At 67.0% G+C, this 25,468-nt stretch carries 20 protein-coding genes; 15 read left to right on the top strand and 5 right to left on the bottom strand.

Annotated elements, in window-relative coordinates; all coding sequences use genetic code 11:
* Positions 1 to 7 precede the first annotated feature (7 nt).
* Positions 8 to 433 carry a MarR family transcriptional regulator gene (locus tag E1N52_RS31710; RefSeq protein WP_133187336.1) on the bottom strand — a complete coding sequence of 142 codons (426 nt, stop codon included), beginning with the start codon at positions 431 to 433 and terminating at the stop codon, positions 8 to 10.
* Positions 434 to 663: 230 nt separating this feature from the next.
* Between E1N52_RS31710 and badH the strand changes: the two genes are divergently transcribed.
* The 4 genes from badH (at position 664) to aliA (ending at position 5,242) form a co-directional block, all read left to right on the top strand.
* Positions 664 to 1,431, top strand: a complete 768-nt coding sequence (gene badH / locus E1N52_RS31705; RefSeq protein WP_133187310.1) for a 2-hydroxycyclohexanecarboxyl-CoA dehydrogenase — start codon at positions 664 to 666, stop codon at positions 1,429 to 1,431.
* A 50-nt stretch (positions 1,432 to 1,481) separates the two neighbouring features.
* The gene (gene badI, locus E1N52_RS31700) at positions 1,482 to 2,264 is read left to right on the top strand and encodes a 2-ketocyclohexanecarboxyl-CoA hydrolase (protein WP_133187308.1); all 783 of its coding nucleotides are present in this window, start codon (positions 1,482 to 1,484) and stop codon (positions 2,262 to 2,264) included.
* A 61-nt stretch (positions 2,265 to 2,325) separates the two neighbouring features.
* Positions 2,326 to 3,477 carry a cyclohexanecarboxyl-CoA dehydrogenase gene (gene aliB, locus E1N52_RS31695; RefSeq protein ID WP_133187306.1) on the top strand — a complete coding sequence of 384 codons (1,152 nt, stop codon included), beginning with the start codon at positions 2,326 to 2,328 and terminating at the stop codon, positions 3,475 to 3,477.
* Positions 3,478 to 3,523: 46 nt separating this feature from the next.
* Positions 3,524 to 5,242 (top strand): cyclohexanecarboxylate-CoA ligase, encoded by a 1,719-nt coding sequence (gene aliA / locus E1N52_RS31690; RefSeq protein WP_133187304.1) that lies wholly within the window; start codon positions 3,524 to 3,526, stop codon positions 5,240 to 5,242.
* Here the strand turns inward: aliA and E1N52_RS31685 are convergent.
* On the bottom strand, positions 5,178 to 6,761 hold the full coding sequence (locus E1N52_RS31685) for an inorganic phosphate transporter (protein WP_133187302.1): 1,584 nt from the start codon (positions 6,759 to 6,761) through the stop codon (positions 5,178 to 5,180). The two genes, aliA and E1N52_RS31685, sit on opposite strands and share 65 nt — an antisense overlap.
* Positions 6,762 to 7,073: 312 nt before the next feature.
* On the opposite strand from E1N52_RS31685, the gene E1N52_RS31680 reads away from it, so the two are divergent.
* On the top strand, positions 7,074 to 8,714 hold the full coding sequence (locus E1N52_RS31680; protein WP_133187300.1) for an AMP-binding protein: 1,641 nt from the start codon (positions 7,074 to 7,076) through the stop codon (positions 8,712 to 8,714).
* A gap of 26 nt (positions 8,715 to 8,740) precedes the next feature.
* On the opposite strand, the gene E1N52_RS31675 is transcribed toward E1N52_RS31680, so the two are convergent.
* From E1N52_RS31675 to E1N52_RS31665, 3 genes are all read right to left on the bottom strand, one after another.
* Entirely contained in the window at positions 8,741 to 10,096 is a 1,356-nt protein-coding gene (locus E1N52_RS31675; protein ID WP_246089302.1) for a PucR family transcriptional regulator, read from the bottom strand.
* A 134-nt stretch (positions 10,097 to 10,230) separates the two neighbouring features.
* Positions 10,231 to 11,409, bottom strand: coding sequence for a porin (locus E1N52_RS31670; RefSeq protein ID WP_133187298.1), 1,179 nt, complete (start codon positions 11,407 to 11,409; stop codon positions 10,231 to 10,233).
* 121 nt (positions 11,410 to 11,530) lie between these two features.
* Positions 11,531 to 13,447 (bottom strand): bifunctional sugar phosphate isomerase/epimerase/4-hydroxyphenylpyruvate dioxygenase family protein, encoded by a 1,917-nt coding sequence (locus tag E1N52_RS31665; protein WP_133187332.1) that lies wholly within the window; start codon positions 13,445 to 13,447, stop codon positions 11,531 to 11,533.
* Between the two features lie 306 nt (positions 13,448 to 13,753).
* On the opposite strand from E1N52_RS31665, the gene aroQ reads away from it, so the two are divergent.
* The 10 genes from aroQ (at position 13,754) to cheB (ending at position 25,452) form a co-directional block, all read left to right on the top strand.
* Entirely contained in the window at positions 13,754 to 14,209 is a 456-nt protein-coding gene (aroQ, locus tag E1N52_RS31660) for a type II 3-dehydroquinate dehydratase (protein WP_133187296.1), read from the top strand.
* Positions 14,206 to 15,126, top strand: coding sequence for a shikimate dehydrogenase (locus E1N52_RS31655; RefSeq protein WP_133187294.1), 921 nt, complete (start codon positions 14,206 to 14,208; stop codon positions 15,124 to 15,126). The genes aroQ and E1N52_RS31655 overlap by 4 nt, the downstream gene beginning before the upstream one ends.
* A 246-nt stretch (positions 15,127 to 15,372) precedes the next feature.
* A complete protein-coding gene (locus E1N52_RS31650; RefSeq protein ID WP_246089304.1) occupies positions 15,373 to 16,671 on the top strand; it encodes an MFS transporter in 1,299 nt (432 codons plus the stop codon).
* Positions 16,672 to 16,792: 121 nt separating this feature from the next.
* The gene (locus E1N52_RS31645; RefSeq protein ID WP_133187290.1) at positions 16,793 to 17,461 is read left to right on the top strand and encodes a TetR/AcrR family transcriptional regulator; all 669 of its coding nucleotides are present in this window, start codon (positions 16,793 to 16,795) and stop codon (positions 17,459 to 17,461) included.
* A gap of 336 nt (positions 17,462 to 17,797) precedes the next feature.
* Positions 17,798 to 19,471 (top strand): methyl-accepting chemotaxis protein, encoded by a 1,674-nt coding sequence (locus tag E1N52_RS31640; RefSeq protein WP_133187288.1) that lies wholly within the window; start codon positions 17,798 to 17,800, stop codon positions 19,469 to 19,471.
* Between the two features lie 13 nt (positions 19,472 to 19,484).
* Positions 19,485 to 19,979 (top strand): chemotaxis protein CheW, encoded by a 495-nt coding sequence (locus E1N52_RS31635; protein ID WP_133187286.1) that lies wholly within the window; start codon positions 19,485 to 19,487, stop codon positions 19,977 to 19,979.
* Positions 19,976 to 21,430 carry a CheR family methyltransferase gene (locus E1N52_RS31630; protein ID WP_133187284.1) on the top strand — a complete coding sequence of 485 codons (1,455 nt, stop codon included), beginning with the start codon at positions 19,976 to 19,978 and terminating at the stop codon, positions 21,428 to 21,430. Before E1N52_RS31635 ends, E1N52_RS31630 begins: the two co-directional genes overlap by 4 nt.
* Positions 21,423 to 22,127, top strand: coding sequence for a chemotaxis protein CheW (locus tag E1N52_RS31625; protein WP_133187282.1), 705 nt, complete (start codon positions 21,423 to 21,425; stop codon positions 22,125 to 22,127). The genes E1N52_RS31630 and E1N52_RS31625 overlap by 8 nt, the downstream gene beginning before the upstream one ends.
* Complete coding sequence (locus E1N52_RS31620; protein ID WP_133187280.1) at positions 22,124 to 24,430, top strand: hybrid sensor histidine kinase/response regulator; 2,307 nt, start codon at positions 22,124 to 22,126, stop codon at positions 24,428 to 24,430. The genes E1N52_RS31625 and E1N52_RS31620 overlap by 4 nt, the downstream gene beginning before the upstream one ends.
* Positions 24,427 to 25,452 carry a chemotaxis response regulator protein-glutamate methylesterase gene (gene cheB, locus E1N52_RS31615; protein ID WP_133187278.1) on the top strand — a complete coding sequence of 342 codons (1,026 nt, stop codon included), beginning with the start codon at positions 24,427 to 24,429 and terminating at the stop codon, positions 25,450 to 25,452. The genes E1N52_RS31620 and cheB overlap by 4 nt, the downstream gene beginning before the upstream one ends.
* Positions 25,453 to 25,468 lie beyond the last annotated feature (16 nt).

Raw genomic sequence — 25,468 nt, 5'->3', positions numbered from 1 at the left:
AGCACGCTCACGCATCGTCGTCGTCCGCCACGCGCTCCCGTTCGTCCACGCGCTTCATGTTATCGAGCAGCTTCAGCAGATAGTGCAGCGTGTGCGTCATGTCGTCCGACGAAAAATTGTCTAGTACTGCTTCGTAGTACGCCTCGATTTTCGGCGTGGCCTGCGCGACCCATAGCTTGCGGCCCGGCTCGGTCATGCAGACGAGGCGCGAGCGGCGATCGCGCGCATCCGCCTCGGTCCTCACGTGGCCGTCGCGTTCCATCCGGCTGATCAGGCCCGAGAGATTCTGGCGGCTCACCATCAGATACCGCGCGAGATCGCCCACGCTCATGCCCGGCCGTGCTTCCGGTCGCGAGAGCGCGCCGAGCACGGCCCATTGCTGCGTGGTCAAGCCCTCGGCTTCCACGGCGCGTGTGCCGGTTTTATGCAACATGTTTGCGCATTGGTAGAGCCGGAAGAACAGCCGGTTGGCAAGGTCGAAGCGGCTTGAATCCTGAATTTTTGATGTTTTAGGCAAGGGTTTCTCCTGGTGCTTCTGCGCTTGTCTTCGACTTGGGTGTTACCTAGTATACGTCAACATATTGACGTAATTCGTAGCGGGGCCGAAAGATGGTCCGGCGTCGAAGGCGTCTATGGTACTGCTCAACCGAATGGAGGATCGCGGTGCGAAAACTCGAAGGCAAGACGGTCGTGGTGACGGGCGGTGGTGGCGGCATCGGCGGGGCGACCTGCCGGCGCTTTGCCGCTGAGGGCGCGCGCGTGGCGGTGCTGGATCTGTCGCTCGAAGCGGCGCTGAAGGTGGCCGACGAGATTCACGAGAAGGGAGGCCAGGCGCTGGCGCTGCGTTGCGATATCACGAACCGCGAGGAGGTGGAAACGGCGCTCCAGCAGGCGCAAGCGCAACTCGGCCCTGTGGATGTGCTCGTGAACAATGCGGGCTGGGACGTTTTCCGCCCGTTCACGAAGACCGAACCGGCGCAGTGGGACAAGCTCATCGCCATCAATCTCACGGGCGCGCTGCACATGCATCACGCAGTGCTGCCCGGCATGGTCGAGCGCAAGCGCGGCCGCATCATCAACATCGCCTCGGACGCCGCGCGTGTCGGCTCGTCGGGCGAAGCGGTCTATGCGGCGTGCAAGGGCGGCCTTGTGGCGTTTTCGAAGACCATTGCGCGTGAGCATGCGCGCCACGGCATCACCGTAAACGTGGTGTGTCCGGGCCCGACCGACACCGCGCTCTTTGCCGAATACAAGGAAGGCGCGGGCAACCCGGAAAAGCTTCTGGAAGCGTTCCAGCGCTCCATTCCGCTCGGCCGCATCGGGCAGCCCGACGATTTGCCCGGCGCAATCGTGTTTTTCGCGAGCGACGACGCGAACTACATCACGGGACAGGTGCTGAGTGTATCGGGCGGCCTGACCATGGCGGGCTAACGTCGGCGAACGCACGCTCTATCGACTACGCAACATCAAAGGCATCGATCATGAACTACGAAGACATTCTCTACGAAGTGCGTAACGGCGCGGCATGGATCACCATCAACCGGCCCGACAAGATGAACGCGTTTCGCGGCCGCACCTGCGACGAACTGATTCACGCGATCAACAAGGCGGGCTACGACCGCGAGATCGGCGTGATCGTCCTTGCGGGCGCGGGCGACAAGGCGTTCTGCACGGGTGGCGACCAGTCCGCGCACTCGGGACAGTACGACGGACGCGGCACGATCGGCCTGCCGATGGAAGAGCTGCACACGGCGATTCGCGACGTGCCCAAACCCGTGATCGCACGCGTGCAGGGCTATGCGGTGGGCGGCGGCAACGTGCTGTGCACGATCTGCGATTTCACCATTGCTTCGGAAAAGGCCGTGTTCGCGCAGGCGGGCCCGAAGGTCGGTTCGGTCGATCCGGGTTACGGCACGGCGTTTCTCGCGCGCGTGGTGGGCGAAAAGAAGGCGCGTGAAATCTGGTATCTGTGCCGACGCTATCCGGCGGCCGAAGCGCTGGCCATGGGCCTCGTGAACGCTGTGGTGCCGCACGATCAGCTCGACGCGGAAGTGCAGAAGTGGTGCGACGAGATCATGGAAAAGAGCCCCACGGCCATTGCGATTGCCAAGCGCTCGTTCAATATGGATACCGCGCATCAGGCCGGCATCGCGGGCATGGGCATGTACGCGCTCAAGCTCTACTACGACACGGAAGAGTCGCGCGAAGGCGTGCGTGCCTTCCAGGAAAAGCGCAAGCCGGAGTTCCGCAAGTACGCCAAATAAAGGCGTCTCCATGACGATCAGGATGACGAATGAATAAAGCCGGCTGCTTCAAGGAGACACCATGAATCCGTATATCGACGAAGACCTCGCTGTTCTCGGCGAGCATGCGCGGCGCTTCGCACAAGGGCGCGTTGCGCCGGGCTTTGTCGAACGCGACACCACGCGCGTGCTCGATCGCGGCCTCATGCGCGAAATGGGCGAGATGGGCTTCATCGCGCCGGAATTGCCTGAGCAGTATGGCGGCCAGGGACTGGGCTGCCTCGCGGCGGGTGTGATCCACGAGGAGATTGCGCGCGCGGACCTGAGCCTTTCATACATCAACCTGCTTGCCTCGCTCAACGGGCAGATTCTCGCGAAGCACGCTGCTCCCGAGATTGCGCGGCCGTGGCTCGAACGCCTCACGCAGGGCCGCGCGCTGCTCGCCATCGCCCTCACGGAGCCGCGAGGTGGCTCGGATGCCGCGAACCTGCGCCTGAAAATGGAGCGCGTAGGCGACCATTACGTCCTCAACGGCGAGAAAACGTCGATTTCGGCCGCCGATCAGGCCGACGCCGCCGTAGTGTTTGCGCGCACGGGCAGCGTGGAAGACGGCGCGCGCGGCGTCTCGGCCATTCTCGTGCCGATGGATCTGCCGGGCGTCACGCGCAATCGCTTCGACTGCCACGGCCAGCGCGCGATCGGACGCGGTTCGATCTTCTTCGAGAATGTGCGCGTGCCGGTGGACCATCTGCTGGGCGACGAGGGCAAGGGCTTCGTTCAGGTGATGCAGGGCTTCGACTTTTCGCGCGCGTTGATCGGCCTGCAGGTGCTCGCCGTGGCGAGCGTGAGCCTCGAAGAAACGTGGGAGTACGTCGCGCAGCGCGAGGCCTTCGGCAAGCCGCTTTCCGCATTCCAGGGCGTTTCGCATCCGCTCGCCGAATATGCGACCCAGGTGGAGGCGGCACGCCTGCTGTGCCTGCAAACACTGTGGCTCAAGGACCGTGGACTGCCGCATACGGCCGAAGCCGCCATGTGCAAGTGGTGGGGGCCGAAGCTAGCCTACGACGTGGTGCACCAATGCCTGCTTTCGTTCGGGCACGGCGGCTACGACCGCGGGCCGCTCGAACAGCGTCTGCGCGACGTGCTCGGCTTCCAGATCGGCGACGGCACGGCTCAGATCATGAAGACCATCATCGCGCGCTCGAACGCGGGCCGCGACGCGGTGCCGGCATGATGCGCGCCGCCTGCGACGTTTCCTGCAACGCCACGGGAGGGCGCACATGGAGTTCGACGCGGTACTGATCGGGCCGCGCCGCGCGCGGGAGGAGGCACGGCGCTGGTGGCCCGGGCGCACCATCAACGACGAACTGGACGCCTGCGTGGCCGAATGCCCGGCGAAGATCGCGCTCACGGCTGTACGAATCGAAGACGGAGAGACCACACACTTCACGTACGCGCAGATGGCGCGGATGGCGGACCGGATTGCCGTGGGCCTCGCGCGGCTCGGTGTGGTAAAGGGCGACGTGGTCTCGATGCAGCTGCCGAATTGCTGGCAGTTCACGCTGCTTTATCTCGCGTGCTCGCGCATCGGTGCGGTGCTCAATCCACTCATGCCGATCTTTCGCGAGCGCGAACTGTCGTTCATGCTCAACCATGGCGGCAGCAAAGTGATGATCGTGCCGCAGCGCTATCGAGGCTTCGACTACGAGGCCATGCTGTGCGCGCTGCGGCCAGAACTACCCGCCTTGCAGCACGTGGTAGTCGTGGGCGCAACTGACGGCGGCGAGCCGGCGCGCAACAGTTTAGAAGCGCTTCTGAGCGGCCCGCGCTGGGAAGAAGCGAGTGATGCCGAAGCCATCCTCACGCGCAATCGCCCGGGCCCCGACGACGTGACGCAACTGCTCTACACCTCCGGCACGACGGGCGAGCCCAAGGGCGTGATGCACACGGCGAACACGCTCTTTTCGAACATTCTTCCTTATGCGCAGGCCATGCGTCTCGGCCGCAACGATGTCGTGCTGATGGCCTCGCCCATGGCGCATCAAACCGGCTTCATGTATGGCCTCATGATGCCGATCGCATTGCGGGCGAGCGCTGTCTTGCAGGACGTATGGCAGCCCGAGGCAGCGCTCGCGCTCATCGCAGCGGAGCGAGTGACGTTCACGATGGCGTCCACGGCGTTCCTCGGCGATCTCGCCAACGCGGCCATTGAGACGGGCACGCGCGTGCCGACGTTGCGGACGTTCTTATGTGCGGGCGCGCCGATTCCCGGCGCACTGGTCGATCGCGCACGCACGGCGCTGGGGGCGAAGATCGTTTCCGCGTGGGGCATGACGGAGCTGGGCGCGGTGACGCTCACGCATCTGGACGACGCTGACGAACGCGCTTCCACGACCGATGGCGCGCCGCTGCCGGGCGTGGAAGTGAGAGTCGTGGACGAGAACGACCGCTTGCTGCCGGCGAACGTAGCGGGTCGGCTCTTCGTGCGCTCCTGCTCGGGGTTCGGCGGCTACCTCAAGCGCGGGCACCTCAACGCGACGGACGAGCAAGGCTGGTTCGACACCGGCGATCTCGCGATCATCGACGAGCGCGGCTACATCCGCATCAGCGGCCGCAGCAAGGACGTGATCATCCGTGGCGGCGAGAATATTCCGGTGGTGGAGATCGAATCTCTGCTGTATCGTCATCCCGCTGTTGCGCAGGTAGCGATCGTCGCGTATGCGGACGAGCGGCTGGGCGAGCGCGCCTGCGCCGTTGTGGTGGCCAGGCCCGGAGCAGCTGTCGATCTGCCTTCGCTCGTCGGTTTTCTCAAGTCGCACAAGGTTGCCGTGCAGTACCTGCCTGAACGCCTATGGCTGCTCGACGCCATGCCGACCACGCCGGCAGGCAAAGTGCAGAAGTTCCGGTTGCGCGACATGCTGCGTGAAGCCGATGTCAGAAAACTTGCCGGAACATCCAGTACAGGCCAGCAGCAAGCGCAATCGAAGCAGGCAACGTGAGCACCCACGCGAGCACGAGGTTGCGAACGGTTCCCCACTGCAGGCCCGAGCCGTTCGCGGCCATCGTGCCGGCCACGCCGGAAGCCAGCACGTGCGTGGTCGACACCGGCAAGCCGTAGACGTCGGCCATGCCAATCGTGATCATGGCGACCGCTTCGGCCGATGCGCCCTGACCATAGGTGAGATGCTGCTTGCCGATCTTTTCGCCCACCGTCACGACAATGCGCTTCCAGCCCACCATCGTGCCGAGACCGAGCGCCAGCGCCACGGCCACTTTCACCCAGGTGGGAATGAACTTGGTCGAGTGGTCCATCTGCTTGCGGAAGGTGTCGAGCACTTTGGCGTCAGCGGGTGACATCTCGGGTGCCTTCGCCTTTTGCATCAGGCGGATCGCTTCGCTCGCCACGTACATGTTGTTGCGCACGTTGTCGACGATCGCGTCGGGCACCGTCGCCATCGAGCCGGACAGGGCGACCTGGTCGGCGATGGTGTCGGTGAGCTGGCGCAGCGCGGGCAGCGTGGCGGGTGTGAGCTGGCGTGTGCGCACGAATGCCTCGACCTCGGCGCGCGCGTTGTCGGGCGGCGCGCCGTGCGCGTATCGGCCCAGCGTTGCGGACGCCTCGCGCGCCACGACCACGAACGCCGTGGTTTCCTCGGGCGTGACGGCCTTGTTGAGCGCATAGGCGGTCGGCACGACGCCGATCAGGATCAGCATGATGAGGCCCATGCCTTTCTGGCCGTCGTTCGAGCCGTGGGCGAACGAAACGCCGGTGCAGGTGAGGATGAGCAGCGTGCGGATCCAGAGCGGCGGCGCCTGGTTTGCCTTGGGCTCGGCATAGAGCGCGGGCACGCGCACGAGCAGCTTGAGCACGAGGAGCAGCAACGCGGCCATGACGAAGCCGACCACGGGCGAGAACAGCAGCGCTTTGCCGACGCCCGCCGCCTGGTCCCAGTCCACGCCGCTCGTGCCCGAAGGCCCGCTGATGAACTGGTTCATGATGCCCACGCCGATGATCGAGCCCACGAGCGTATGCGAACTGGATGAAGGCAACCCGAAATACCAGGTGCCGAGGTTCCAGACGATGGCGGCGATCAGGAGTGCGAACACCATGGCGAAGCCCGCACCGCTGCCCACCTGGAGGATCAGCTCCACCGGCAGCAGTTGCAGGATGCCGAACGCGACCGCGCCGCTGGAGACGAGCACGCCGATGAAATTCCACGCGCCCGACCACGCCACGGCAAGATGCGGATCGAGTGAGTTCGTGTAGATGACGGTGGCGACGGCGTTGGCGGTGTCGTGAAAGCCGTTCACGAACTCGAAGCCGAGCGCGATAAGTAAAGCGAGTGCGAGCAGGATGAAGGGAAGCGCCGAGCTTTCGCGCACGGCGCGCAAATCGACGACGAGATGATCGATGACATAAATCGCCCCGGCCGCGATGACGGCGAGAAAAAGGGCGATGCCAATGCCGCGGCGGCGTGCGCTCGGCGCGCGGTACGGGGACAGGGGTATGTCCGGCATGAAAGCGTTGCTCTGATCAATCCGCCTCGGGAAGCGCCTCGACGCGGCGTATGCGGTTAGCAAACGTGCGCGGCGCGATGCCGCGTCGGCACGCTAAAAAGCGTCACGGACGGGACGAGGCAGTGTCGCACAACCGACAAAAATCAGACACGGACATGACATCGCACTCGGTGGCGCGCGGGCGCGCTTTTGTGACTTTTCACAATCACCTTATCCCCTTTCCCAGTTCTCCAGGCGCGGTCAAGCCCGTAGCATGGGCGTGAAACGCGGCACCTCGCATACAAGCCGCGAATTGATTTCATGGAGACGAACGTGTCGAAAGCCCCCTGGCTCGCCAGCTATGGCGAGATTCCCGCTACCATCGATCCCGACCGGCATCCGTCGCTCGCGCATATGTTCAATGAAGCGATGCGCGAGCATGCGCACCGGCCGGCATTGCGCGCGGGCGGCGCCACGCCGGGCGACGCTTCGCCGGGCGACGCATCGCTCAGCTACGCCGACGTCGACCGTCTCTCGCGCGATTTCGCGGCGTATCTGCAGCACGCAGGCGTGAAGAAGGGTGACCGCGTCGCCGTGATGTTGCCGAACCTGCTCGCGTTTCCCATTGCGCTGATCGGCATCGTACGGGCAGGGGCGGTGCAGGTGAACGTGAATCCGCTCTATACGCCGCGCGAACTTCAGCACCAGCTCGTGGACTCCGGCGCGCAAACACTCGTGGTGTTCGATGGCGCGCTGCCCACTTTCGACGCGATCAAGGCGAATACGGCCGTCCAAACCGCGTTGAGCGTTGCCGCAAGCGATTGCGCAAGCCCGAGCAGCGAGTGCGATGCGCAACCCGGCTCGTTTGCGGCGGCGCTCGCGCAAGGCGCCGGCTTGCCGTTCGAAGCCCCCACCTTGTGCGGCGACGATCCGCTCTTCCTGCAATACACGGGCGGCACGACCGGGCTTTCCAAGGGCGCGCTGCTCACGCATCGCAACCTCGTCGCCAACGTCGAGCAGTTCAAGACCTTCATGCCGGGCTTCATGAACCCGGGCGAGGAGGTCATCGTCACCGCGCTGCCGCTCTATCACATCTTCGCGCTGACGGTGAATCTCATCACGTACTTCTCGATTGGCGCGGAGAACTGGCTCGTTGCGAACGCGCGCGATCTGAACGGCATGATCGATGTGTTCAAGGCCGCGCGGCCGACGAGCTTCATGGGCGTGAATACGCTCTATGCGGGGCTCGTTGCACATCCGCGTATCGGCGAGGTCGATTTTTCGCGGCTGCGGCTCGCGGGCGGTGGCGGCGCGGCGATCATTCCCACGGTTTCCGAGCGCTGGCAGGCGATTACGGGCGGCTTTATCCGCGAAGGCTACGGGCTTTCGGAGACGAGCCCGGTGCTGTCGTTCAATCCGGGCAGCGTCGATCGGTTTACCGGCACGACGGGACTGCCGGTGCCCTCCACCGACGTCAAGCTGATGAACGACGGCGTCGAAGCCGCGCCTGGCGAGCCGGGCGAGATCTGCGCGACGGGCCCGCAGGTGATGCAGGGCTACTGGAACCAGCCCGAGGCCACGCGCGCCGCTTTTACGGACGATGGCTACTTTCGCACCGGCGACGTGGGCGTGTTCGACGCGCGCGGCTTCCTGCGCATTGTCGATCGCTCGAAGGACATGATCCTCGTTTCGGGCTTCAACGTGTATCCGAATGAAATCGAGGCGGTCGTGACCGCGCTGCCGGGCGTGGCCGAATGCGCGTGCGTGGGCGTGGCCGACGAACGCAGCGGCGAGGCCGTGCGTGTGTTCGTGGTGCCCGCGCGAGAGGCGGCGCTGAGCGAGGAAGCCGTGATCGCGCATTGCCGGGCGCAACTCGCGGCCTACAAGGTGCCGCGCGTGGTGAGCTTCGTCGAAGCGCTGCCGAAGTCGACGGTGGGGAAGATTTTGCGGCGGGAATTGCGCGACGCGGGGTGACGCGCGAGCGGGGCGCGCCGCGTGCTTCAGCGCGCCGCGCTCTTCGCCTTCCTCACCCGCAATCGCCCCTTCTTCTCCGGCTTCTTGCCATCGCGCTCCGAGCCCTGCGTCGCCCCGCGCAGCTTGAGCGCGATATCCAGCCTCGCAATCCAGTGCGCGTCATCGAGCTTCGCGCCCAGCAGCGTCTCGATGCGCTCGAGCCGGTAGTCGAGCGTATTCGGATGCACGCCTAGTGCTTCAGCTGTCTGGCGCCGGCGCTGGCCGCTCGCGAACCACGCTTCGAGCGTAGTGACCAGGTCCGCCTCTGTCGCCAGTTGCTCGGCGAGCGAAACGAGATAGCGCAGGACGTTGGCGCTGCTGCGCACACTCTCCTCAATGGCGATCGACGAAAAGCGGTGCACGCGAAGGGCGTTGCCGGGTTCGCTGCCGTTCTCGTCGCCGTCGTCCGCGCGGCTGCCACGAGGCGCAAAGTCCACCGCCTTAAGTGCTTCTTCCACCGAGGCTGCCCAGCCGCGCGCCCCTTCGTTCATGAGCCCGATGCCGATGCTGCGCACGCGCGGCTCGGCACGCGTGAGCGCGGCGGCGTGCTCGGCCACGCGCTGATCGTTGCGCGTCATCGAATCGCCCCGCACGCAGGGCAGCCAGAACACCAGCCGCTCGCGGTGCCATGCGCGCACGAGCGCGTCCGGTTTCAGGTCGAAGTGGCGCGCGGCGCTGAGCGCGAAACGGTCGAGCGCATCCTCGCGCACCGAAGGCGCGTGGTCGCGCAAGTCCAGATCGACGGCGAGCGCAATGCGCGGCAGCGTGGCGTCGAGGCCGAGTGCCTCGACGGTCTCGCGAAAGCGCGCGGCGTCGTCGGGGGCATGGAACACAAGGTCGTAGAGCTGCTGCAGCAGCGAGCCGCGCCAACGCGCTTGCTGGTGCTGCTCGTCGAGATAAGCCTCGGCGATGTGCTCGGCCATCGCATCGAAGTAATCGAGCAGATAGGGCGAGATATCGAATAGCAGTTCGTGCGCGAGCGCCGGGTCGGCCTCGGCAAGCTCCGTGCAGGTGCGCCACAACTCGCGCGCGCCAAGGCGAAATGCGCGCAGCAGCGAGCGCAGCGGCACGTTCTGGTGGACGCGGCGGCGCGCGAACGCCGCGGTCTGGTCCATGACTTCGGAGGTGGGTGGCGTGCCGTCGAGCAGGCACTGGAACCACTGGTTTGCGGAAAACGCGATCGACGTGAAGATGTCCTTGCGCGCCGCCGCCGAAAGCGCGCTATAGCCTTCGAGCGAGAGCAGCGTGTCGTAGGTGCGCTGGACAGCCTTGGGCTGCGTTTTGGCGAGCGTGCGCAGCCTGCTGCGCAGGCGTGGGCTGATGGCGGGAACGGAGGGCGGCACGGTGAGTTCGCGGATTCGCGCGGATTCGTTTTGGCGTTATCCGCGAGTGTACTCAGCGCCGTGCCGCTGCGTCGAGGGGCTGCGAGCGAAACCGGGGGCCGTGCAGGGCCCCCGGCGGTGCATCGGAACAACGATCAGAACAGCAGCGCGATACCGGCCATGCCGACGAACTGCGAGCGCGTGGACGAGGGCGTCGAGTTCTGCGAGTCGCCCACGGCCGGGCTCGCGTTGACGATGTTGCCCGCGCCGTTCGCGCCGAGCGTCTGGCCGCCTGCGTGCTGGTAGGCCTGCAGTGCGTAGAGCGTGGTGCGCTTCGAGAGGTGGTACGACTCCTTGAGCGAGTACTGCTGATAACGCGCCGCGCTCGTGATGCCGTTGGCCTTCGAAGCCAGCGTATAGGCGAAGCCGCCGCCCACGTCGAAAGCCGGCGTGAAGCGATAGACCGCGAGCGCCGCCCAGGTGTTGAAGATGGCCGTGTCATGGAAGATCGACTTGCCGCCCGCGATGTACTGAACGTTCGAATACGACGCGCCGAGGACCAGGTTGCCGAGCGTGTAGTTGCCACCCGCCGCGATGTGCTGGACCGCGCTCGCCGAGACATAGCCCGTATTCAGTGACGACTTGCCGAAGCTGCCCGTTGACGAACTGTCGAAGCCGCTCGTCAACTGCGCGTTGTCCATGCGCAGGATGGCTGCGGCGAGGCTCACCGGGCCGGCGGAATAGCGCAGCGCGGCGCTCCACGTCTGACCCTTGCCGGTGCTGCCCGCAATGCCGCCGAGCGCGTACATGGCGCTCGCCTGCAAGCCGTAAAAGATCGGCGAGGTGTAAGTGGCCGAATTGTTGATGCGCACGGTCGTGTCGAGACCGTCGATATCGCCGGGGTGCGCGCCGGTTGCACCGGTGAGCCACGAGCTTCCCGTGAGCGGCCCGACGAACAGGTAATACGGCGTGTACTGGCGGCCGGCCGTGAACGTGCCGAGGTTCTGGTTCTGCAAGCCCACGTAGGCCTGACGATTGAAGATCAGTCCGCTCGACGACAGCGCGCCCGAGTTGAGGTCGAAGCCGTTCTGCAGGTCGAAGATCGCGAACGTGCCGCCGCCGAGATCTTCCTTGCCCTGCAGGCCGAACTTCGACGCATACAGGTTGCCCTGGCGCAGATAGACGTTCGAGTGACCGTTCTGGTTGTTGACGTAGGTGATGGCGTCGTCGACGGCGCCGTAAAGCGTGACGCTGCTTTGCGCGAACGCGGGGCTGGCCACGAGGGCTGCGCTGGTGGCGAGGAACGTGCCAAAACCAAGACCTGCTTTCTTCATCGTTGTGCGTCTCCGGGTGAGATTTGGACTGCTTATTGTTTTCTTTGCTACGCCGCATGATTTTCAGGTCGATGCGGCGTGCGTACTGCTGCGCGAAGTGACTACGGGGACTGCGTTTGAATCAATCTTGCGGTTTGTGCGTGCCTTGTGCGGCAAGTGCGCGCTGGCGCGCCTGCGCCGCGAGGCGCACGGCTGCGTTAGGCGCGCCGTAGCCGTCGTAGCCGCCGCGCCGCTCCACGATCTCCAGGAAGAAGCGCTGATCGAGCGTCTCCGTGTAGGCGTGCAGAAACTCGCCGCCGCGCTCGTCGCGGTCGTAGAGCAGGTTGTGGTTGCGCAGCGCGTCGAGAAACGCGGGGTCGAGTGCATGGCGCGCGTCGAGATCGTCGTAGTAGTTCGCGGGCACGCGCAGGAGCGGCACGCCGGCCGCCTCGAATTCGGTTACAGCGCGGAAGATGTCGCTGGTGTTGAAGGCCACGTGGTTCAGGCCTGTGCCGTGGTAGGCGCGCACGGTTTCCGCCGCGGCCGTGTGCTGGTCCACCGACGCGTTGAGCACGACGCGCAGCCCGCGGTCGCGGCTCATGAGCGCGCGGCTGCGCACGAGCCCGTACGGATCGGGCAGCAGCACGGCGGGCGTTGCTTCGAGCCCGAACGCCGACTTCAGGAACAGCACCCATGAATCGAACGAGCCGGCAGGCAGCGAAAGGCTCACGTGATCGATGCCCGCGATCGGTCCCACTTCGACCGGGCCGTCGATATCCGTGAGCGCGAAGTCGGCTTCGAAGAGGGTAGGCTGGCCCGGCTCCTCGTTAACGAAATAGTTAAGACTGCCGTCCGGCCCCTGGACGGCGGGCACCACGCGCTCGTTCGGACCCACGCGGCCCGAGAACGGCGGGTAGCCAAAGCCCGCCGCGCGTTCGAGCGCGAGGCGCGCATCGTCCACGCGAAACGCCGACGCGCAGAGCGAGAGTCCATGGCGCTGGAAAAAGGCGTTGGCGAACGAGTCGGACTCGGCGTTGAGCACGATGGCGGCCGAACCGTGCTGATAGAGCGTGACGTCCTTTGAGCGATGCTGGCCCGCGCGGCGGAAATGCAGCTTTTCGAGCCAGTTCGCCACGTGCGCGCGGGCGGTGTCGTCCACGGCGAACTCGAGGAATTGCCACTGTGCGTTCGCAGGCGCGGCGCTCGGGTGGTAGAGCGCGCTCGCGTCGATATGCTCCGCCTGCAGGGTTTCGCGCGTGAGCGATTCGAGCAGCAAGAGCGAGCGATGGCCGTCGGCGGCCGTGGCGGCGGGCGGCGCGCCGCGAAAACCGTCGTTGAAGATTTCGAGCGAGAGCGGGCCCGTGTAGCCGCTTTTCACCACCTGCGCCGTGAAATCCGCGAGCGCGAAGTCGCCCTGGCCCGGGAAGCAGCGATAGTGCCGGCTCCATTCGAGCACGTCCATCTGCATTCTCGGTGCGTCGGCGATCTGCACGAAGCCGATGCGCGCGCCCGGAATCGCGGCGATGCCGTCGGGCGTGTCGTCGAGCGAGAGCGTATGGAAGCTGTCCAGCGCGAGTGTCAGGTTCGCGTGATTGACGGTGTTGACGAGCCGCCACGCGTGGCCATAGGTGCGCACGTGGCGCCCCCATGCAAGCGCCTCATAACAGATCGTCACGCCCGCTTCCCCGGCGGCTTGCGCGAGCGCGCCAAGCTGTTCGGCGGCCAGACCGTCGTCGCAGATCGTTTCGGGCGAGACATTGCTGCACACCAGCAAACGGTCCGTGCCCAGTTGATGCATGACGTCGAACTTGCGCTTCACGCGTTCGATGTTGCGCGCGAGGCGCTCGGGCGCGACGCCCTCGAAATCGCGGAACGGCTGGTACAGCACGATATCGAGGCCGAGATCGCCGGCCATGCGGCGCACGTCGGCCGGCGAGCCTTCGAAATAGAGCAGATCGTTCTCGAAGATCTCGACGGCGTCGAAACCGGCGGCGCGGATCGCGGCGAGCTTTTCGGCGAGCGTGCCGCTGATCGACACCGTGGCGATCGAGCGGCGCAGCGCGCGAGAGGGGGTGTGGAGCGGCTTGGACATGGGCATGGCGAGCTTGCTGACTGCGACTTCGGTGTTGAACAAGGGTCCGGCGCGGCGGTGTGGCGCGGGTATTTAACTAACTGGCGCACCACAGACACACTTGCCGCTGGAGTGTCCGAAGGATACGCCAAACTAACTAGTTAGTACAAATTCTGGCAAACCCCAGGTGACCGGTGCACCGCTTCGCGGCACACTGGCGACCATGCGGTGAAACATGCAACGGTTCTTGAGCATGCGCCGTGCCGGTCGTCAAGCTGTTCTGGAGTGTGTGTAATGGGAATGCCTTCGGTGCTGGTCCTGAACGGACCGAACCTGAATCTGCTGGGAACGCGGGAGCCCGCGATCTACGGCGCTGAAACGTTAGATGACGTTGCCAACCTGTGCCGCGAGGCGGCGGGGCGTCTTGGGCTCGAGATCGATTTTCGCCAGTCGAACGCCGAGCATCAGCTGATCGACTGGCTGCATGAAGCGCGTACGCGCGTAGACGGCATCGTCATCAATCCGGCTGCCTATACGCATACGTCGGTGGCGATTGCCGATGCGCTTTCCGCCATCGCGAAGCCTGTGATCGAGGTCCATATCTCGAACGTGCACAAGCGCGAGGCGTTCCGGCACCATTCGTTCGTTTCGCCCATTGCGGAGGCCATCATCGTCGGCTGCGGCACGCAAGGGTATGTGCTCGCGCTGGAGCGCATGGCCACACTGCTTGCTAAAAAGGTGGCGAAATGAGCGCCCAGAACAACGCCAAAACGAATGCGCTGGGCGCGCGCGCAACCGCCAACTCGTTTCTCTGCGGTCTGATCGGCTCGGGCATCGGCGGCTCGCTCACGCCCGCGATGCAGGAGCAGGAAGGCCGCGAGCTCGGCTTCCACTATGTATATCGGCGCATCGACCTCGAAGCGCTGAAGCTCACGCCCGCCGCGCTGCCCGAGCTGCTGCTGGCCGCCGAGCGCATGGGTTTCGACGGTTTGAACATCACCTATCCGTGCAAGCAGGCCGTGATCGAACTGCTCGACGAACTCTCGGATGACGCCCGCGCGCTCGGCGCCGTGAACACGGTACTGTTCCGCGACGGCAAGCGGATCGGTCACAACACCGACTGGTCGGGTTTCGCGCGCGCGTTCCAGCGCGGCCTGCCCGACGTCTCGCTCGAAGCGGTGGTGCAGCTGGGCGCGGGCGGCGCGGGCGCGGCGGTCGCACACGCGGCGCTGCAGATGGGCGCCCAGGCGCTCACGCTGTTCGACGTGGACGCGTCGCGCGCCGAATCGCTCGCCAGCGAATTGCAAGCGCGCTTCCCGACGGCTCGCGTGAGCGCGGGCGGCGATCTGCGCGACGTGCTCCAACACGCCACGGGCCTCATCCACGCCACGCCCACCGGCATGGCGAAGTTGCCCGGCATGCCGCTGCCTGCGGAGTATCTGCACGAGCGGCTGTGGGTGGCGGACATCGTCTATTTCCCGATCCGTACCGCGCTGCTCGAAGCGGCAGAGGCGCGCGGCTGCCGCACGCTGAGCGGCGGCGGCATGGCGGTGTACCAGGCAGTGGATGCGTTCCGGCTGTTCACGGGCGTCGAGCCCGACGCGGAACGCATGTATGCGCATCTGCAATCCATGCTGGCCGCGAACGCTGCAAGCGCCGGCGAATAACAACGACAGCGCTCGACGAGCGTAAGCGCAGAAGCGCCAACTCCTGCCGACCGCCACATGGGCATGGGACGGGAGTCAGCGCTGAAGCGCCAACTCCCGTCGACCGCCACATTGGCATGGGACGGGAGTAAGCGCTGAAGCGCCAACTCCCGTCGACAAATTGGAGACGAAGACATGGCACCACCCGTATCCACGGGGCGCGGCGACGCGCCGAACCTTTCCGCAGCCGCCCCCGTCGAGGGCGCGATGCGCCGCTCGAAAGCGCGCTATCGCATCCTGGGCCTGCTGGCCGTCGGCACGATGATCAATTACCTGGATCGCACCGTGCTCGGCATCGCAGCGCCGCAGCTCACCAAGGAACTGGGCATCAACGCGGCCCTCATGGGCCTCGTGTTCTCGGCGTTCTCGTGGAGCTACGTCGTCGCGCAGATTCCGGGCGGCGTGTTCCTCGATCGCTTCGGCAGCAAGTTCACCTACTGGCTCTCGATGACGCTCTGGTCGATGTGCACGCTCGCACAGGGCTTCATCAGCGGCGTGGGCGCGTTGTTCGCCTGTCGCCTGGGTCTCGGCGCGGCGGAATCGCCGTGCTTCCCGACCAATAGCCGCGTGGTCGCCACATGGTTCCCGCAAAGCGAGCGCGCGTTCGCCACGGGCACCTACACGGTGGGCGAGTACATTGGCCTCGCGTTCTTCAGCCCGTTCCTCTTCGCGCTGATGGGCGCCTACGGCTGGCGCTCGCTGTTCTACGTGGTGGGCGGCGTGGGCATCGTGTTCGGCCTCGTGTGGTGGTTCCTGTATCGCGAGCCGCACGAGCACCCCGCGGCCAACCGCGCCGAACTCGACTACATCGAGGCGGGCGGCGGTCTCGCTCGCCACGAGCGCAAGGCCGACACGCAAGCCGCTGCCGGGCAACCGAAAAAGCAGGGCTTCGACTGGCGCATGGCCGGCCAGCTGGTGCGCCGCCGTCAGCTCGCGGGCATCTGCCTCGGGCAGTTCGCGGGCAACTCCACGCTCGTGTTCTTTCTGACGTGGTTCCCGACCTATCTCGCCACCGAGCGCCACATGGGCTGGCTCAAGATCGGCTTCTTCGCGATCATGCCGTTCATTGCCGCGTCGATCGGTGTGATGTTCGGCGGCACGTTCTCCGACTGGATGTTGCGCCGCGGCATCTCGGCCAACGTGGCGCGCAAGCTGCCGATCATCGCCGGTCTGTTGCTCGCCTCGACGATCATTCTCGCGAACTTCGTAGAGAGCAACGTGGCCGTGATCGCGATCCTCTCGGTGGCGTTCTTCGCGCAAGGGATGGCCGCGCTTGGCTGGACGCTCGTTTCGGATATCGCGCCGGCCGGCATGCTCGGCCTCACGGGCGGCATCTTCAACCTGGCGGCCAATCTCGCGGGCATCATCACGCCGCTGGTCGTAGGGCTGATCGTCGGTGCGACGGGCTCGTTCGTCTGGGCGCTCGTGTTCATCGGCGTGATCGCGCTGATCGGCGCGGCCTCGTACATCTTCATCGTGGGCGATATCAAGCGCATCGAGCTGTAAGGCTCGCAGGCCGCTTCCGGGCGGCTTTCAGCGTGATAGCGGGGCGCGGCACCTTCTAAAGGGCCGCGCCCCGCGTGCTAAAATCTCCCGCATTCCTTCCCTGCTGCGGGCCAAAAAAAACATGGCAAGACCGGCGGCTTCGGCCGAACGCAACGATGCTCAATCCGAAAGCCGGCGCAAGTACGATCCCGAGCAGACCAAGCGCAATATCCTCGAAGTGGCGACGGCCGAGTTCTCGGCCATGGGTCTCGCAGGCGCGCGTGTAGACGCGATCGCCGAGCGCACCAACACCACCAAGCGCATGCTGTATTACTACTTCGGCAGCAAGGAAGGGCTGTACGAAGCGGTGCTCGACAAGGTCTACGGCGACATCCGCGCGCTCGAACTGGACCTGCACATCGACGAACTGGACCCCACGGAAGGCCTGCGGCGGCTCGTCGAATTCACCTTCGACTATCACGACCGCCACCGCGACTTCGTGCGCCTCGTGACGATCGAGAACATTCACGGCGCGAAGTACATCGAGCGCCTGAAGACTTTCCGCAGCCGCAACGCCAGCGCGATCCGCACGATCGAAGACCTGCTCGCGCGCGGCGTGGCGAGCGGCGCGTTCCGCGAAGACATCGATCCCATCGACCTGCACCTGCTCATCAGCTCGATGTGCTTTCACCGCGTGGGCAACCGCCACACGTTCGGCGCGGCGTTCGGGCGCGACCCGTCGCATCCGCGCCTGCGCGCACGCCATCGCGAGATGGTCGTCGACGCTACGTTGCGATTCGTCAAGAAGTAAGGCGGCCGCCAAGCCGCGGTCGGCCCGGCCGCTCCGGCCGTTCCGCGCTCGGCTGCCGATGCGTGACGCATTGGCCTTGGCGCGCCGGGGTTCCCCGCAGCGCACTGTGCAGGGCTGCCAAAACGCCCCGGCGAACCCCGCGAAATCATCTCCAAATTCCCGGCGAGCCCCGTCCTGCGTGGCTGTCAGCTAGCATCGCTTGTCCCATAAAAGTGCGCAAACGCATTACACTACGGCGGTCACGGCCGCCGCGCGCGGCCTAGCCCGGCGCAGCCGCGCCCCGCCTCGCCGGCGGGCCGGCGCGCCGGTCCACGCCACCGGAGAGTCTTTAGCGCAATGAGCACCGCCATGCCCCGTTCCGGCCAAGCCGGCCTGCCTCGACAGACTCAGGGTCGCTTCACCCTCGGCACACGCATCGTCCTCAGCTTCGGCCTGCTGTTCGTGCTCATGCTCGCGATGGCCGCGATCTCGTGGGACCGCCTGCGCGCCATCGACAGCGAGGCGATGAGCCTCACGAGCGATTCGGTGCCGGGCCTGTTCTACGCGACCTCGCTGCGCGCGGCGGCCAACCAGACCTATAGCCTCGTCGAGCGCGCGGCCTTCGTCGATGCCGACCCGGATAGCGTGGCCCGCGACCTGTCGGGCCTGCCCGCGGCCGTAGCGCAGGTGGAGGAGACCGCACGGCAGTACGAACGCACGCTTTTCCGCAGCGACGATCGCGAGCGTTTCCAGCGCTTTCGCGACGCCTACGCGCGCTATCTGCCGCTGGCAAAGGCGGTAGCGAGCCAGTTGCCCGCGTCGCGCCCAGCCGCGCAGGCCGCATTCGCGCAGATCGGCCCGGCCTGGCAGGAGGTGCTCGCCACGGCCAACGCGCTCGTCGAAGAAAACCGTCAGCAGGCCGACGAGTCCGCGCAGACCATCCGCAGCTCGGTCACGGGCACGGAGATCACGCTCGCCACGGCGCTGGGCGTCGTGCTGCTCGCCGCGCTCGCGACGGGCTACGCGCTCTATCGCGCGATCACAGTGCCGATGGCGCGGCTCGTGGAGGTGCACGACTCCATGCGCACCGGCAACCTTTCGCAGCGCCTCGCGCTGAACCGCACCGACGAATTCGGCGTGCTGGAAGACGGCTTCAACCGCATGAGCGACGAACTGGCCAGCCTCGTCGCCCAGGCGCAGAAGTCGTCCCTGCAGGTCACGACCTCTGTGGCCGAAGTGGCCGCGACGTCGAAGGAGCAGCAGGCCACCGCGAGCGAGACGGCGGCCACCACGACCGAAATCGGCGCGACCTCGCGCGAGATTTTCGCCACGGCGCGCGACCTCGTGCGCACCATGAGCGAAGTGGCGACGGTGGCCGAGCAGTCGGCCGGGCTCGCCAGCACGAGCCAGAGCGGGCTCACGCACATGGAAGACACCATGCGCAGCGTGATGGAAGCAGCGGGTTCGGTGAACGCCAAGCTCGCCATCCTCAACGAGAAGGCCGTGAGCATCAATCAGGTCGTGGCGACGATCACGAAGGTGGCCGATCAGACCAACCTGCTTTCGCTGAACGCGGCGATCGAAGCGGAGAAGGCGGGCGAGTACGGGCGCGGCTTCTCCGTGGTCGCGACCGAAATCCGCCGCCTCGCCGACCAGACGGCCGTGGCGACCTACGACATCGAACAGACCGTGAAGGAGATCCAGTCGGCGGTGTCGGCGGGCGTGATGGGCATGGACAAGTTCGCGGAAGAAGTGCGGCGCGGCATGCACGACGTGCAGGCCGTGGGCGCGCAGCTTTCGCAGATCATCGGCGCGGTGCAGACGCTCGCGCCGCGCTTCCAGGTCGTGAACGACGGCATGCAGGCGCAGGCCACGAGCGCCGAGCAGATCACCCAGGCGCTCACGCAGCTTTCCGAAGCCGCTCAGCAGACGGCGGAGTCGCTGCGCCAGTCGTCGCAAGCCATCGACAATCTCACGCTCGTCGCCAACGAACTGCGCACCGGCGTGTCGCGGTTCAGGATCGAGGCGTGACGCGGGAGCGGCGATGCTCTTCCTGGTGTTCGAACTGGACGGCGAGCGTTACGCGCTCGATGCCCGCGAGATCGCGCACGTGCTGCCGCTCGCACCCGTGCGCGCGTTTCCGGGCACGCCCGCGTATATCGCCGGCGTGATCGACTACGAGGGCGCGCCCGTGCCCGTGGTCGATCTGCCGATGCTCGCGCTTGGGCGGCCGGCGCGCACGCTCATGTCCACGCGGCTCGTGCTCGTGTATGACGGTGGCGCCGAAGCCGGCGCGGCTGGCGCCCATGCGTCGCCGCGCCGCCTCGCGCTGCTGCTCGAAAGCGCGACACGCACGCAGTCGATTGCGCCCGAGCGCTTTGCCGAAGGCGGCATCGCCACGCCCGAGGCGCGCTGGCTCGGCCCCGTCGCGCGCGACGAGCGCGGCTTCGTACAGTGGGTGAAAGTCGCCCAACTGCTCGACGCGCGCGTGCGCGCGCTGCTCTTTCCCGATCCGCCCTCGTGGCAGGGCGCGTCATGAGACAGGCCGACCCGCGCTTCGCCGCCTGGCTGCTCGACGAAACCGGCATCGACGCCGAATCGCTGGGCGCCAACGCGCTCGCTCGCGCGGTGGGCTCACGGGCGGCGGTGACGGTCGAAGTTCAGGCCGATCTGCATCCGGCGCTCACGCGCAAGGAGTGGATGAGCGGCGTCGCGCTGCCCGAATGGGCGCGCGAAGCCTACTGGCAGCGTCTCACGACGACGCCCGCGGAGCGTCAGGCGCTGATCGACTCGCTCGTGGTACCCGAGACCTGGTTCTTTCGCGAGCGCGAGGCCTTCGCCGCGCTGGCGCGCCTTGGCGCGAAGCGGTTGGCCGCGCAGCCGGGCGAAGTGCTGCGCGTGCTGAGCGCGCCGTGCTCAAGCGGTGAGGAGCCCTATTCGGCGGTCATGGCGCTGCTCGACGCGGGCCTCGCGCACGAGCAGTTCGCCATCGACGCGATCGACATCAGCGGCCAGTCGATTGCGGCGGCCGCGCGCGGCGTGTATGGCCGCAATGCGTTTCGCGGCGACGGCCTCGCGTTTCGCGAGCGCTATTTCGAGGCGGCGCCGGACGGATGGCGCATCGCCGCGTCGGTGCGCCGCGCCGTAACCTTCGAGCGCGCGAACCTGTTCGAATGGCTCGCACCGCACCCGGTGCGCTACGACTTCATTTTTTGCCGCAACGTGCTGATCTATTTCGACCGCGCCTCGCAGGACCGCGCCATCGGCCTGCTGCGTGCGCGCCTCACGGCGGGCGGCATGATCTTCGTCGGACCGGCGGAAACGGGGCTGATGATGCGCCATGAGATGGTGTCCGCCTATATTCCGCTCGCGTTCGGTTTTCGTGCGCCGGAACCTGGCGAGACCGCCGATCATCATCATCCGGCGAGCCCGGCGGTTTCTGTGCCGCCCGCGCTCACGCCGCTGCCGGTCATGGCCGCGACGGCGGCGGCGCCCGCATTCGGCAGCGCGCCGGTGTTTGCACCGCTCGACGCGCCCGTGGCCGCGGCTGCTCGCCGGCCCGCGACGCCGCGGCTCGCGCTGCGCCCCTTGCACGGTACGCCTGCTCCGCGCGCGGCGGCGGTGGTGAACGCACATGCGGGCGGCGGACATTCCGCCGGCTCCTCGCCCGAAGCGGCGCTCGCCGACGCGCGGCGCCTCGCCGACGCAGGCGCCCTCGACGAGGCCGAACGCCTCGCCGCGCGAGCGGCGCAGGCGCTGGCGCAAAACCCGGATACCTGGTATCTGCTGGGCCTGATCGCCGATGCGCAGGGCCGTGCGCCCGAGGCGCTCGCGCACTATCGTAAGGCCATTTATCTGGCGCCTTCGCACTACGAAGCGCTCACGCATCTGGCGGCGCTGCTCGAAGTGCAGGGCGATGCCGAAGGCGCGCGCCGTCTGATGCGCCGTGCACAGCGCGCCGAACCGGACGCAGGAGGCCCGCATGCCTGAGCGCGAACTAGAGCGAGACCGCGCGCATGACCTCGCGCCGGCGGCGCAGCTGCCCGAGCGGTGCTGGAAAGTCATCGGCACGTTGGGCGACAACTCGTGCCAGCGCCTTGAAACGTGCGTGCGCTGCCTGAATTGCCCGGTTTTCGAAGAAGCGGCGGCGCGCATGCTCGATCGTCCCGCGCCGCTCGCGCCTACCGCGCTTGCGCTCGAACGCGCGCCCGAGTCCGCGGCCACGCAGACGCGCGAGGCAGGCTCGCTCGTGTTCCGCGTGGGCGGCGAGTGGCTCGCGCTGCCCGCTACCGCGCTGCGCCAGGTGCACGAGGCGCGCGCCATCCACACGCTGCCACACCGGCGCAGCGCCGCCGTGCTGGGCGTCGTGAACGTGCGCGGCGTGCTCACGCTCGCGGTATCGCTGGCGGCGCTGCTGCGCATCGATGCCGCTGGCCCCGGCGCACCGTCGCGCGCCGCCACGCCGCGCCTGCTCGTGACCGAGTGGGCGGGCGCGACGACGGCGTTTCCCGTCGATGCCGTGGAGGGCGTCGCGAACTTCGGCGCCGACGCGCTCCTGCCAGCGCCCGCCACGCTCGCGCAATCGGCCGGGCGGCATGTGCGCGGCGTGATGCACTGGCGCGGACGTTCGGTGGGCGTGCTCGACGTCGAGGTGCTATTCGATGCGCTTGCAAGGAGTTTGCGATGAGCGACGACGAACTGAGCCGCCGCTCGCTGCTCGACCTCTTCCATGAAGAGGCGGCGGCGCAGACGCGCACGCTTTCCGCGGGCCTGCTCGCGCTGGAGTCCGCACCCGAGGATGCCGCTACGCTCGAAGCCTGCATGCGCGCGACGCACTCGCTCAAGGGCGCCGCGCGTATCGTCGGGCTGCCGGAAGCGGTCGAGGTGGCGAGCGCGATGGAGGATTGCTTCGTGGCCGCGCAGCGCGGCGAGTTGCGCATCGACGCGGCGCGCATCGATGCACTGCTCGTCGGCATCGATTTGCTGGGCGCGGCAGGCGATGCCGACGCGCCGCCGCTTTCGCACGAGGCGGTCGTGGCGTTCGTGGCGCGACTTCAGGGCGGGGCGCAGCCTGGCGTGTCTAACACCACCGCCGCGAGCGCGCCCGAGACCGACGACCTCGCCGCGCTGGCGGCGTCACTGCGTCTGCCCGAACCCGCGGTCGAGCCGGAGCCGGAGGCGGTGGCGTCCGGCGACGTCGAACCCGCGCCGCTCGCGCAACCCTCGCCACCCCGTTCAGCGGACGCCGAGCGCATGCTGCGCGTGCGCGCCGGCACGCTCGACCGCTTGCTCGGTTTCGCGGGCGAATCGCTGGTGGAGTCGCGCCGCATGCGGCCGTTCGCGGAAGGTCTCTTGCGCACGCGCCGCGCGCAGGGCGACGTGCTTGCGGCGCTGGGCCAGTTTCAGGAGCGCCACGGCGATGCGCTCGACGACGACGCGCGCGCCGCGCTCGCGGAAATCCGCAATGCGGTTGCATCGCTGGATCGTCAGCTATCCGAGCGATTCGACGACGTCGATCGCATCGACCGGCGCGGAACGAAACTCGCGCAGCGCCTATACGACGAGGCCCTGCAATGCCGCATGCGGCCGTTCGGCGATGCGGCGCACACGTATCCGCGCGTGGTGCGCGACCTTGCGCGCTCGCTTGGCAAGCGCGTGCGCTTCGCGATTGCCGGCGAGTCGACGCAAGTGGACCGCGACATTCTCGAAATGCTCGACGCGCCGCTCGGCCACCTGCTGCGCAATGCGCTCGATCATGGTATCGAGGACCCCGAAACAAGACGGCGCGCGGGCAAGCCCGAAGAGGCGAGTCTCACGCTCGAAGCGCGTCATAGCGCCGGCAAGCTGCTGATCGCCGTGGCCGACGACGGCGCGGGCATCGATCTGGACGCACTGCGCGCGAGTATCCTCGCGCGCTCGCTCGCGCAGCCCCAGGCCGTGGCCGCGATGTCCGACGCCGAGCTGTTCGACTTCCTGCTGTTGCCGGGTTTCTCGCTGCGAGACACCGTCACCGACGTGTCGGGCCGCGGCGTAGGCCTCGACGCCGTGCAGAATTTCGCGAAGGCCGTGCGCGGCACGGTGCGCATCGAGAGCTCGGCGGGGCAGGGCACGCGCTTCGTGCTGCAGTTGCCGCTCACGCTTTCGGTGGTGCGCAGCCTGATCGTCGAGGTTGCGGGAGAAGCCTACGCGTTCCCGCTCGCGCACGTGCGCCGCGCGCTCAGCGTGCCGCGCAGCACGATCGAGATGCTCGAAGGCCAGCAGCACATTGCCTTCGAAGGGCGGCCCGTGGGGCTCGTGACCGCGCGCCAGCTGCTCGGCGCGGGCGCCGAAGCCACGACTTCGGAAGACCTCAACGTCGTGCTGGTGGGCAGCGAGGCGGCCCTCTATGGCGTGGCCGTGGATCGCTTCGCGGGCGAGCGCACGCTCGCGGTGCAGCCGCTCGACGCGCGTCTGGGCAAGGTGCGCAACGTCTCGGCGGCGGCGCTGCTCGACGACGGCGAGGTCGTGCTGATTGTCGACGTGGAGGACATCGTGACGTCAGTTGCGCGTCTCGTGCGCGATGGCCAGCTCGCGGGCGTGGCGCGCGGCGGCGCACACGATGGGGCGCGTGCTCGCAAGCGCATTCTCGTTGTCGAGGACTCCTTGACGGTGCGGGAGCTGGAGCGCAAGCTGCTCGAAAAACGCGGCTACGACGTCACGGTGGCGGTGGACGGCATGGACGGCTGGAGCACCCTGCGCAACGCGCACTTCGACCTCGTCATTACCGACGTCGACATGCCGCGCATGGACGGCATCGAACTCGTCACGATGATCAAGAGCGACGCGATGCATCGGAACGTGCCGGTGATGATCGTCTCGTACAAGGATCGTGAAGACGACCGGCGGCGCGGACTCGACGCGGGCGCCGACTACTATCTGACGAAGGGCAGCTTCCACGACGAAGCGCTGCTCGACGCGGTAAACGACCTGATCGGAGAGGCGACGGGATGAAAATCGGTATCGCCAACGACATGCCGCTAGCGGTCGAGGCGCTGCGTCAGGCCATTGCGACGCGGCCAGGCCATCGCGTGGTGTGGGTCGCCGCGAACGGCGAGGATGCTGTGCAGTTCTGCGCGGCGCAGGTGCCCGACGTGATCCTCATGGATCTCGTGATGCCGAAGCTCGACGGCGTGGAGGCCACGCGGCAAATCATGGCGCGCTCGCCGTGCCCCATCCTGATCGTCACGAGCAGCGTGGGCGCGAACGCCTGGCGCGTGTACGAGGCGATGGGCGCGGGCGCGCTCGATGCCGTGGACACGCCCACGCTCGCCGGGCCCGACACGCGCCGCACCATGGACCTGCTGCTCGCGAAGATCGAGCAGATCGGGCGCGTTTCCGGCGCGCTCGATCTCGCCGCGCGCGCCTCGACATTGAGCGCTTCCGGCATGACGAAAGCACCGCTCATCGCGATTGGCGCCTCGGCGGGCGGACCCAGCGCGCTCGCCACCTTGCTCGGCGCGCTGCCCGCCGGTTTCGGCGCGAGCATCGTGATCGTGCAGCACGTGGACCAGTCGTTTGCGGCGGGCATGGCCGCCTGGCTCGACGGCCAGACGCCGCTCACGGTGCGCATCGCGCTCGAAGGGGAGCAGCCCGCGCCTGGCTGCGTGCTGCTCGCCGCGACCAACGATCATCTGCGCATGACAGTGGGCGGTAAGCTGGCTTACACTCGCGAGCCGGCCGACACACCTTACCGGCCCTCCGTCGATACGTTCTTTCACAGCCTCGTCGAGCGCTGGACGGGCGACGCGATCGGCGTGCTGCTCACGGGCATGGGACGCGACGGCGCCATCGGCCTGAAGGCAATGCGCGCCAAGGGCTGGCACACCATCGCCCAGGACGAGGCGACGAGCGCCGTATACGGCATGCCCAAAGCGGCGGCGGCGCTCTTCGCCGCGCGCGCGATCCTGCCGCTTGGCGCCATTGCCCCCGAGCTTGCGAGCCGGGTGAAACCACTGCATCAACCAGCCGGCTAGACGCCAGCGATCACGA

The organism is Paraburkholderia guartelaensis (assembly GCF_004353905.1).
GTDB classification, from domain to species: Bacteria; Pseudomonadota; Gammaproteobacteria; order Burkholderiales; family Burkholderiaceae; genus Paraburkholderia; species Paraburkholderia guartelaensis.
The sequence above is the reverse complement of the archived record's forward strand: the minus strand, read 5'-3'. Positions and strand labels throughout refer to the sequence as shown.